Genomic DNA, 11904 nt, shown 5'->3' on the forward strand with positions numbered 1-11904 from the left:
TCCTTTTAACTTTCAAAATCTAAGTGAATTTCAATATCACTGTTTAGCTCTAAGTCACCTTTGAGCTGTTGCAGCATTTGAATAAGTTGTTCAAGCTCGGCTTTTTGCGTGACTCGCTTAGGAATAGTTACCTTGCGCTCAATCTTTTGATTAACCTTACCCTCTTTTTCATATTTGGCTTTTTCTTCAGCAACACGTTGTACTCTTTTAACTTGGGCTTTGTGGGTTACTGAAGTGTTAACATCTTTAAGTTTTTGGCTGATATTAAATTCTTGAGAGATGAGACGCTTTAGTCCATCAACATCGGTCGCGACAGTTAAGGCAAGTGAATCAAAACGTTTTAACTCTTGTTCTTTGTTTTCAGTTGTTAATTCTTGCCAGTCAACATGATTCGCAACCTCTAACTGTGCTTGCTTTATGCTTTGTTCCTGTTCTTGTTGAAGCTCAATTACTCTAGATGAGATTAATGAGTTTAAAGTTGTGAGTGAAGCATTAAAGTCGGCTGTGTACTCATAAAAGTTCGCTCTATTAAGTTTCTCTTTGAATACATTAATCTCTTCCTCTGCTTCAGTTTTTAGTTTCCCGGGGACCCCCGAATCTGGCAGTGTATTAATTGAGTGAATTAAACTGCTTAAACTTTTGAGGGTTTTATCTAATCCCTGCTTAAAACTAAGTTGAACTGACGTTGCCCATATCAATGACTTAAAGACTTGTGATTCTTCAGCGCCTAATCTTTGTGGTGCATCAGAACAGTCTGATAGCAACATGCTGGCTAGGTCATTTCTAAGGCTTTCTGCCTTATCTTCTCCAGGGATACCAAGGTTTCTTAGTTCAGCCGCAAGTGAACCAAAATCATGTTGTGCTTTGTTAAAATATTTAACCGCAGCCTTACTGATATCATCCTCCATTGGGAAAACACTATCCCCAGTTAGCTCTGTTAAACGCCCTGACGCGAGCATACACATTTCTGGTGATGGCCTGTCGTCTCGCAAGTTAACGCCTATGTTCTTAAAAGTATTGTTGGTTTTAATTGCTTCAATAGCTTTTTGGCCTGAGCTGGTTAACTCTTGCCCAGCCACTTTAAATTTAACTAAGCCCCCCACAAACATGGCTGCGACTAAGTAACGCAATGTGTCTTGTGACCACCCAAAAGGAGGCCGTGAGAAATGATCTGACAATACTTTACCGTCAACACCACCACGGGTTTCGATATAGTCTTTTATGCTGGTAATCGCTTGTTGGCTTTCATTTATGGAGTAAGAGCCGCCTGTTTTTTCTACTAATGTAAGTGGATCAATTTCGGTGGTAATTAAAGACAGGTTATCAGCGCGGATAAACTTTTCAGCTACATTAGTATTTACCTGTACTGGAGCTTCTTGGTAGCGATTGAAAACCTGTTTAGCGGCATCTAGTAAATGCTTTTTACATGCATCGATAAGTTCTTGGCTATATCCTTCTACCGCTGTTGCATTGCCACCAAAAATAAACTCTCCATTTATTAAATTACGGCGAAGTTTTGTTTCAATTTGACCAATAAGATTGGCTGCTCGGTCTTTTTGAGTTTTACAGTAGTCTTTAATTTCTTTTTCTGTTTCGTTGCGATAGCGGTTTGCAATTTCGTCGCAGCGATAAGCTTCATTCACAAGTTCATCGACTTCCGCAGAGGTGCGGGCGAGTAAGTAAATTTCATGATTACTGTGGCGTGAGGCATCAACTAATCGTGTTCTTGCTACATCAAAATCGGTTGATGAAACAAATTCGATAACAGTTTGAATAGGATTTCTTTCGCCATTTAGAGACGATACGAGTCCTGATTCGTTATTGTATTTTATCCCTGTTTGAACAGCGCGAGAACCGTTTAGGCTTACGCTTGGTAAAGGACTCATTACATCACGTAATGCACTGCTAATTATTTTTCGTAATTCAATAGAAGGTAAACGTAACTGATGACGCTCTTGTTCAATGTCATTTAATTTTTCACTGAAGAATGTTAACTCACCATCTTTTTCGGCCAATGGCACTTTAGGATCGTTTATTAAATCTTCAATTGCTTGGTTTATGACCTCTTTTTGTGACTGATTAGTCACATTGCCATGCATCAAAGCAGCGACGTTTTGCCTGGTAATGGGTAAGTTATTTAATATCTCTAGTAATGCGACTGTTTTAGCAACACCTTGATGATTTGCTGAGTCATACCAGTTTGATTGATATAACCGGCCAACGGCTTTATGTTTAGTCGCAAATGCAGCGCCAATATCTTTTTCTAAGGCATCATAAAGTGTTACCGAAGTTGCAAGCCAACCTACACTTTGATCTGCTATTGGCGCTTGGTCATCAATTCCTTCTACGAGTACATCGTGAATCACTTTAATTGCTGAACGCAGACCAATACCACCGGTAGACTTTGCTAATACGCCTAGCAGATTTAGTAACAACTCGAAGTGTGCTGGTAGGAAAGGATATAAGTTTACAAAGGATTTTTCATCAACGTCAGCTTCATAAAACTTGTTACCTTCTAATTTGGTTGCATGACGAAGTGATTGCCCATTGCTTTCAAATAAGGCTTTTAATTGGCTTTCGCCATCAGCGGACTTACCTAATAAGCGCAGGTAACATATTTCTTTAATGTCGCTTGATTTCAATCGAATATCGATTGGAAATCTGTCTATTAGCTTATAGAGTTCTGGAGAGTTAAGCGCAGCGCTTTTATCGTCTTCGGCTAGTGTTTGTTGCGCGGTGCCGAATATCCAAACCTTACCTTTACCTAATTGTTTAATGATTTGAGCAAAACCTTGAAGCTTGAATATTAATTTTTCACGCGGACCTACATAGTTACCGATTTCATCGAAGATGAAGATGCAATATTCTTTGTTGCTGGTTTCACGAACAATATCGATTATTTCTTGTGCTTGTTGCTCAACCGTAAAAACCATTTCTTGGTGATCGGTTTTAAAGCTATCTGAGTGCGGCCAAAACTTAGGGTACATTTGGTGAGCAAGTTCAGGAATGATAAAATCAACCACTGACGGGTCATCTTGATAAGCCTGCCAGGTTTCACCTTCAAGCATTTCTGAGAATTTCTCTTCAAACTCTGCATAGCGGCCGTCTTTTTTAAGCCTTCTTTCGAATGATGCGACTTTGAGGTTGCGAGAATAACCTGCCCACTTTAGAACTTTGTAATAGAGGACTGTGGCCACGTCTTCCATTGAGGCACCAGAAGATTGCTCACTAGCTAAATCGACCATGACAACAGAAGCAGGAAAACGTTTGGCAACTGTATTTAGCAATGCTTTAGTTCTGGCATCTCGGATACGATCTGAAAAATGCTGTAAAAATGGTGTGCCATCTACCGTAATACGGTCATCAAGCGCCATTCCAATGTACTTAGATAAAGATGATTTACCTGAGCCGTAAAAGCCAGAAACCCAAACGCCTATCTCATTTTCGTCATTTGAGTTCATAGCAGTTTGCATTCGCTCAAGCAGCTCGTGCATGCTTTCACACAGATGATCTGTGACTACATATTCTGAAATTTCAGCTTTTAGGTTTTTTTCTGCGTTGCTACCGTAGGTGATAACTTTTTCTATGCGGCGGTCTAATCCTTTGCTTCCATCAAATAATGTTCTGATATTTGTCATAATCTATTCCTTTTAACCACCAACGTGAAGTGAACGATAGTTACCATCTTCTGGGTAAAAACCTAAAAATTTAAGTCGTGTTTTCCCGGTTCTAATACCAGGATATAAAAATACGGTAGGTACATTGAATTTGCCTTGCAGCCCGGCTTCAATAGCACCAATACGCATATAGGGATGCAGAGCTTCAAGATCTGTAACCAAAATTAGTGCATTGGGGTCGGCTTCTGTTTCCAATAAAAATTGTTCGAAGGTTTCTTTCAACCCTGAGCCTTCTTTGGTTAAGGTATTTGTTATTGATTGCGTTACCTTATCGAAATTGAGTGGATCTTTTTTATCCGCTGCTCCCCACATCTTTTTTACAGCTGGGTTGATTTTATTCAGCAGAGTTTCAATTTGTGCAGTGATAGAAAACTCATGCACGTTCCATCCTTCTGTTTTTAGGCGGGCAAGCCATGCTTTTTTTTGCCGCTTTACAGCGACTATTTCGGCAGGTGAAAACACCAAGTAATAAATGGGTTCGAAACTAGCATGGGTAAATTCCCTTCCTTGTTTTATTTTGGCAACTAACTCATCAAAATTTGATTTAAGCAACGACATTTATAACTTCCTCCATGCTCTTATATGCCCAACTAATTTGAACTACATCACCAGCCGCTTGAATAATCCAATGCCTGTTAACTGCTAATGCCTTTAATTCTTCTCTAACGTCATTAGGGTTAAGTCCAAATAACTGCCAATCTGGATGATTAATCACTGCATTATCGCCTAACCCTGAAAAATGAAGTTCATAGGCTAGATACACTGCAATGTGATCAGAGATCCTAGGCGGTGTTAGTCTTCGTTCAGACCTGTTATCCACTTCCAAAAAGCCATAATCGACCAAGCACCCCAAGATATATGATGAAACTCGTTTGATGGTTGTTTCTGACCAAGGCTTTTTCATTTTTCCGTCTTGCAAGCCAAGTTCAACAAAGGCTTTTGAGTCTTCAACATGGATACTTTGATAGCCTGAAGCGTATTTTTGCCAATAAACGTTTTTAACAAATTCAGCTAAAATGAAATTGGAACGTGCAGTATATAAATAAAAAACTTGGCTCATTTCTGAAGATGAGAGAATTGGTAATAACGCTTTAACCTGTTGAGCCACACCTTCATTTCTGAGGTATCGAGGAAAGAAACACTCTGCAACTATATTACGTAACCTTCGTGCAGTTACATTAGGAAAAGAGCCAGACTCAAGCGCTATCTCACAAAGCTGTTGTGTATTCATACCTGGCTGCCAAAGTTCGAATAAACCTTTGGTTTCCTCTCTTAATCCGAGGCCTGCAGATAGCTGAGTTGTATAAAACTGCTCACTCATAACTAAATATCACCTTGAAAATATGGGAATGCTTTTTTGTTTTCATTGAACGCTTGCAAGTAAGCTGACGCTATTTGTGAGATTGATGTAGCCCATTTACCGTCGTTTACCTGGCCTAGATTGATAGGGCCTTCTCCACTTAAACTTGCTGTTCCCGCAATTTCAGACAATAAGTTCAAAGCATTTTCTTTAGAAGTAATATCCTGGTCTATGTCATTAGAATTATTTGATTGAATAGAGGAAATTAAAGACTTTTCCATAAACTCGGGTAAACGAAATAAATGGAAAGATTTACCTACGCCGATAGACTCATCGTGAACCTTAGCCGCGGCTGCGGAAACAGCCATATACTGGGCGAGGTTTGCAGTTCTTGGGAAGGTAAATTCAAACATTTTCAGAGTGGATATATTTAAAAAGTTTGATGGCCACCAATTAAATTGGGGCTTTTCACCAAGGAAACCAACTGCATATCTAAGCTGCGTAAGTTTGTCTATTATTTGTTTTTCCATTTAATTAGTTCCAAATATTTACTGTTATTTACCGACTAAGCCCAGCTTTCTTGAAATGATGACCGTAAATTATTTATTAATTTGGGCGCAGTGTTGTGGCATGTAATACCAAAGAACGTTGCCGCCCTTGTTGCACCTACATAAAGGTACTTATCAAATAGCTCAGGGATATTTTCAGCTAAAACATCGGCACCAACAAAGAAGACAGCTTCAAATTCGAGACCTTTAATGTGCTGAACGTCAAATACACGAACATCATTACCTTCGCCAAGTGATTGACCATCACTACATGCTACCGCACGAATATTAAAGTCTTCTAGTTCTTCAGTTAATGCATCAGCTAACGGTTTAACTTCGTTTTCGTGGTTAACGAGGATAGCGATAGTTGGCAATACATCAACTTCTTGTTCAACTTCGATAATTCTATCTTTCAACCAAATAACTATTTGACCATTGTCACTGGCGTTTTCTAGCAGTACCGGCATTACACCTTGGTGATTAGAGTTTTTAGGTAATTCTCCGCTATATTCAATATCACCGTCCATCTCAGTTAGTAATTCCTTAGCAAAATCATTAAGTAGTTTACTTTGGCGATAGACAATATTTATCGATTCTGTAGATAACTTTGGCGAAATCCAATTTAGCTGACTTGCCGACTTAGTGCCTAATTCTGTGATCCTTTGGTTAAAATCACCACAAGCAAAGAACGAACCGATAGAAGGCATAGTTAACGCTTCCATATTAGCCAACTGAATTGGTGAGAAATCTGTTGCTTCATCTACTAACACTTGGTTTTTAAAAGTTTCATTGATTAAGATAAGTTGGTTGTAACCACCTTGATCTAATTTTTGTTGAATAAACCTTTCTTTGAGTAACTCTCTTGCCACTCTTAATTTGGCTAAGATAAGTATATCCAGCTCAGATTGTTCAATATGATTCGGTTTTGCAGGGGAACTTTCATACCACTTTTTAAACTGCTCATCCGATTTGCGGAATGCTCGATAACTTTTTGAGATATTTTTAACGTATTTAATTTCTGCATTTTTAAATTTTCTAAGCTCACGCATTTGTATAGCTAAGCCACCTAAAGCTTTAATTTTATCAACTTCTGGTAACCTATTATCTAGCCATTTTACAATAGCAGTAGATAAACTGTTTTTTGGTAGACTGCGTTTCAAATACTTTGCACGAGCAAGGGCATTTAGCGATTTTTTATATTCACTAAAAGCTTGTTGTTGTGGTGTAACTATTTGCTCTTCGTCTTCATCCTCATCATCGTCTTCTTCATCGACAGTTTCAGTTAATTTACTTTTTTTCCACTCGGTTATGACATCAACTAATTCAGTAATAAAGCTTTTGTTACTATTAACTTGGTAGGCTAACGCCCCTCTTAATTGTTTTTCGGCGTCTGCTTTGATGTCTTTAATTAGGTTTTGTATTTCATTTTGGTATTGTTCAAGTTTACGGTAAAACTCAATTAAATTACCTTCTACTATGCTTTGTTTTATTGAGCTTAGCCCTTGATTGATACTCGTTAGTTGAGCGCTTTCAAGCTCGCCTAGTTGTTCAATACTTGCTTTAAGTTCGTTGATCATTGATAGTTTATGAAATTTGATGAATTCATCATACAAGCTTGGCAGGTTTGAACTGGTATTAGCGTTTAAATGCTGTACGGCTTTTTTAACAAAGCCTCCACTACCACTAGACTGTAAAATTGACAAGACGTTTCTACCTAAATGACTACTGTAGTTTTCCCATGTCTTGATTTGCTCTGATGAAGCCGGAACTTGTTCTTTAGCAAATGCTTCTTTCAAATAGTGTTTTAATAGGTCGGTTGGTGTGAACATGAGCCAACTGGTTTTATGCCCTGATTCTCCACTATGCGAATTTTTAATTTTTTGCTGTTCAGAATGTTCTAAATATTCGATATTTAACTTTTGCCCCAAACGTTTTATTAACGTTGTAGTTTTACCAGTTCCTGGAGGGCCTAGAATAATTAATTGGCTATCTAATGGAAGACGAAATATTTCTGACTGAAACTTATCAAGAATGGGTTGATCACGAAGGCTCATTGCTGATCTTACTTGATGTTTTACACCTTCAGAATAATCAGTAGGTGCATCACCACTTAATAACTCATCCAAGAATGATTCGTCAGATAAATCGACTTCTCGGTGAAACAGCTTCCGCAGTGACGGGGCGATTGTTACGGTTTCTTCGTCTTCCTGTGTGTAAATCGAGAAGTATGAGTCCCAACCTTGTTCTATTTTTTTAGGTTTAAGTGTTAACGTTTCTAGAACTTCGAGTACTTGAAGCTTACCTCCAACGTTTATAATGGCTTCATCGCCGACTTGTAAGGAGGCTAAGTGCCCTAGAGGAGAGTCATAACTGGCGAGTGTGGTATCACCTTCAAGTTTTATAGAACTTTTACGTGCGATATATAGGGTTCTTGTTTGCTCTCCATTACCATATGTAACTCTTGCGATTGCAGGTTCATTCTGAAGGCTTTGGTAACCTTGCTGAACAGTTTGAGCTATATCACTCATGCTATCCACTGCATTGGTATCATTAAAAGAGTTTATGCTTGCTAATTGTCCATGCCCACTCGAAACTTGTGATTGTTCGGCCAACTTTTTAGCTGTTGTAGCGACAATTTCGAGCACATCAACAGCTTCACTTGCAATTCTTCTAATCTGATTAGATTTATCCATTTCTTTTTTTCAATCCTTATTATAACCCGGTGCTATAGCCAAGTTCTCAGCGCCGTAAAGGGTTTGTTGATTGCGCAGCCATAACTGATATTCACCGCCTTTTAAGCTGGCATCTTCGGTGCAGTCTACATTCCAGCGTCTTAGCAAATAACCAGCTAAAGCTGCCCTGACGTTCAAATTCAACACGCCATCACGCATGCCATAATCCATCTCAATAGCTGTGGAAAACTGAACATTGTTGGGGTGTGATACCAGTTGCAGTGGCATAATTCTTTGCCACTGATGATCTTCGAGTTTGTCTTCATGTTGTTGTGGCGCTTTGTCCTCAAGCAGTTTTACCTTGCTAATACGAGTAAGTACAAAGTCACGAAACGAAGAGGATTTTCGATCAAATGCCCTAATATGCCAGCGTAAGCCATTATCGACGATACTGTGGGGCACCAACTCACGACTAGCTGAACCACTGCTTAAGGAGGTATAAATCAAACTAACCGTTCTGTTGTTGAGAATGGCCTGCACCAAGTGGGCAACGATGAAAATGTCCGGCACGTTAAGCTGGCTGGGAGCCTCTACAGGGAACTTTATATCGCCGATAGCATCATAACCATCACTAATGTTGTTGGCTAACTTTATGAGAGTTTTACGAGCGTCATGTTCAAATAAGGGACTAAAGAGTTTACTCTGGCGATAGAGTTTGCTGAGACTATCAAACTCGCAGTTATCTGCGGCCAATTCGCGATACAGGGCAATATCACGCGTGGCATTGGCCATGCCCATTTCAAATTTATTGGTCAAGTCACTACGGGAAAAAGCACCTCTAAACAACAATAAAAAGTCGATAAATGCTAGACGGCGCTTTTGGGCAAAGTTAACGTGTTTAAGTTTGTTATTCTGCATATATCCTTATCTACTGCGACTGCGATACTAACGTTAACCTCAAAACATAATCATTTTGATTAGCTGATAATTTACGACTCATGGCATTAGTTGTCAATTACAACTTGCACAGACTCTCTACCTATTAACCAGTGGGTTTTGCTTTAACAATAGTGGCGGTCCTATCTGCTGCTATATCTCAATATAGAACTCAATATTTGGATATTTTGATATTTGTAGATACCTCTATAGCACTTGCTACACGGAGTTTTATCGATCGGTCTTATTTATAAAAGTGCTATTTCATTTGCTATCTAAAGGTATTTTAATCGAACTGCATAGGTTAATTAATTCTTAAGAGCAGGTAAAATCACAGACCCACTGAAGCATGAAAAACAACGGACCTGTGGTGGACCACTTTTTACGTAGAGTCAGTGCAACTCAGTGATAGCAATCCTGAGCTCTTGGAAAGCATTCACTTGATAAGCTTTTCTTGCTTCAACCACGTCAAAGCTTGCTCTTGTGCTTTTAAGTCGTCTAGCAAGTAATAGTTGACGTTAATCAACTGATTCAATAAATGCTTATTTGATCCATCTAGCACTTTGATTAATTGGAACAAGTTTACGTCATAATCGCGGCTGCATGCAGATGCTAACGCCTGTGCAAACAATTCTGACGAGCTACAGTATCTGTGTTCTGTAATTACAGCTTTAATCTCATTGATAACTTCCATATTCTTTCCTTATTAATTTCCGTGTTAAAGTGTTATTTAAACCGTCGTTTCACCTGAAAATATGCTGTTTCCGGTGAATCAACTGATAAATATCCTATCTCATTTGGAGATTAAATCAGCATGGAACCGCGCAATTTTTGCATCATGTTTGAGAACCACTGTAAAAATACACTTTTTTCTTTCAAGTTATATTTTTGCGTAGGAAATTTGTTCGAGATCCATTAGATGTTATCGAAAGAACCATCGTAAGTAATCAAAATAAAAATGTTTAAGACGAGCTAAAGTCAGTGTTCATTTATTCGTTTAAGCGAATTGTTAGAATTTTTTAACTATCACAACTTTTTCAGTTGCTTTGACCAAGCCTTTCAGAAATCTAATGGCCTTTTCGAGTTCATCTCTTTTTACGATATGCGCACCACTAGGATTTGTATTTGCTTTGTGGGCTGCGTCACCTCGTTTGGCAATTAGCTCATTTAATACCTTTTTTGCTTGTGGAGCTTGATAGTTATCCCAAACCCAACCAGATGTTATGTCTACTTCAAAATAGCTCTTGAATAGTTGCTTAATACGATCCGTATTAGGGTTAAAGAACCGCTTTAAATCCTCATCTGCTTTTCTTTGCACAAAATTACCCAGTAGGCTTCCATTCACAGAAGCTATCCAAAAATCAATTTCTTCTGTGAAGCGCTCTTTAACGTAAGTTTCCCAAGCAGCCATTGCGATAACCATGCCTGCCCTTTTTAAAGTTTCTGAATTAGACGCTGAACTAATATTATTTTCATTATCAAACCTGACTAGTAGTTCTTCAGCATCTTTTATCGCGCACTCAAAAGATTTTCCAGCTTCACTCATTTAATGATATCCATAATTGACTAAAATTTTAATTGTAGTGATGTTTAAACATCAGTAACTCGGACAACACCACACAATATTTATTTATTGTAATCTGGAATTGAATAATGCTGTTAAAACAAATGACGGTAAATAACACCAAATAACTAATTTACTTATGTACTATGAATTATCGCCTCGGGGAAATAGCTCAAGTTATCAAATTTATTGGTCATGTTTGCAACTAACCTACCTATATTGGTAATGCCCCCAGTTTCTCACTACATAATAACTCTCGCCCCCAAAACTTAATTCTGACTCATTGTTGTAACAATATTTTTTATTGCTTAGCTCAGTCTCTGTAACTTCGCTTCTAGTTTTAATTAATTTGTGACCACAAGAAGATACTTGTTTTTGTACAAATCAGAGACATTGGAGCGTATGGCAACGTTACTCGAGTTATAAGTATTTATTTTTGCATATTAATTGCGATTATCGAAGCTAAAGTCCCTTCACTGTTTGCCTCAAAAGCATACTTAACAAATAGCTATAGTTTAAACAGGTAATGGCAAAATCCAGAGTAAACTTAGCTGATAATGCCCTTCTATATATTGCCAGTTTATCTACATAAATTAATGGGCTCACAAATGGGCTCACAATTTCATCTTTGGAGACTAGCTGTATCGCACATTTATATAGCAGCAAAATCAATCGAAATTTATTTTCGAGTCGAGGCAAATACATCGCTTCATTTGAAATAAATTCACAGTGTATTATGCACGGTTAAAGGTCAAATTTTACTAACCATTCGGCACAGTTTATTTCACTTGTTTTGGAGGTCTATGCTACAAATACCTTTGATTGTACCCCACCCTTTTTGTGAGTGAGCCGTTCTCCTTTTCCATCTCAAAACTATAGTTGATTCATTACATCTTGACGATTAATGCGTACCAGCTAAGGCTTTAAAAAGCGTTACTAATACGCAAAAAAACCGTTACCACTTAAATTTTGAAAAGCGTTACCACTGAAGAAAATATTTAAGTGGTAACGGGGGGAGGAGGTATAAATTATCACAAATAGCTTGCTCAGTAGTAACGCATTAAGTAAAAATCTCTGAAAAACACTGAAAATGAGAACTGATATTAAGTAAGCGCAATTTACACAAATGCCGGAAATTTGTTGGTCAGCTATACATTAGACTCTCTTGGCTAAGCTCCAAAGGCATCTTCTTCTTAAGTTGCGCTTC

8 protein-coding genes are annotated in these 11904 nt (G+C 38.2%); all 8 read right to left on the reverse strand.

All coding sequences use genetic code 11. The features are described 5' to 3' along the window. Positions 1-5: 5 nt before the first annotated feature. Positions 6-3638, reverse strand: a complete 3633-nt coding sequence (gene brxC, locus Q4567_RS06405) for a BREX system P-loop protein BrxC (protein WP_303499773.1) — start codon at positions 3636-3638, stop codon at positions 6-8. Between the two features lie 12 nt (positions 3639-3650). After that, positions 3651-4235: a BREX protein BrxB domain-containing protein gene (locus tag Q4567_RS06410; protein ID WP_303499774.1), complete on the reverse strand. Its 585-nt coding sequence runs from the start codon at positions 4233-4235 to the stop codon at positions 3651-3653. Then, entirely contained in the window at positions 4222-4998 is a 777-nt protein-coding gene (locus Q4567_RS06415; RefSeq protein ID WP_303499776.1) for a BrxA family protein, read from the reverse strand. Before Q4567_RS06415 ends, Q4567_RS06410 begins: the two co-directional genes overlap by 14 nt. Positions 4999-5000: 2 nt before the next feature. Further along, positions 5001-5507: a BrxE family protein gene (locus tag Q4567_RS06420; protein WP_303499777.1), complete on the reverse strand. Its 507-nt coding sequence runs from the start codon at positions 5505-5507 to the stop codon at positions 5001-5003. Positions 5508-5542: 35 nt separating this feature from the next. After that, complete coding sequence (locus Q4567_RS06425) at positions 5543-8218, reverse strand: ATP-dependent helicase (RefSeq protein WP_303499779.1); 2676 nt, start codon at positions 8216-8218, stop codon at positions 5543-5545. A 9-nt stretch (positions 8219-8227) separates the two neighbouring features. Continuing rightward, complete coding sequence (locus Q4567_RS06430; protein WP_303499781.1) at positions 8228-9115, reverse strand: WYL domain-containing protein; 888 nt, start codon at positions 9113-9115, stop codon at positions 8228-8230. 454 nt (positions 9116-9569) lie between these two features. Then, positions 9570-9827: a hypothetical protein gene (locus Q4567_RS06435; protein WP_303499783.1), complete on the reverse strand. Its 258-nt coding sequence runs from the start codon at positions 9825-9827 to the stop codon at positions 9570-9572. A gap of 315 nt (positions 9828-10142) precedes the next feature. Then, positions 10143-10679, reverse strand: coding sequence for a HEPN domain-containing protein (locus Q4567_RS06440; RefSeq protein ID WP_303499784.1), 537 nt, complete (start codon positions 10677-10679; stop codon positions 10143-10145). Positions 10680-11904: the final 1225 nt, after the last annotated feature.

The sequence above is a fragment of the Aliiglaciecola sp. 2_MG-2023 genome (genome assembly GCF_030548145.1).
Classification (GTDB): Bacteria; Pseudomonadota; Gammaproteobacteria; order Enterobacterales; family Alteromonadaceae; genus Aliiglaciecola; species Aliiglaciecola lipolytica_A.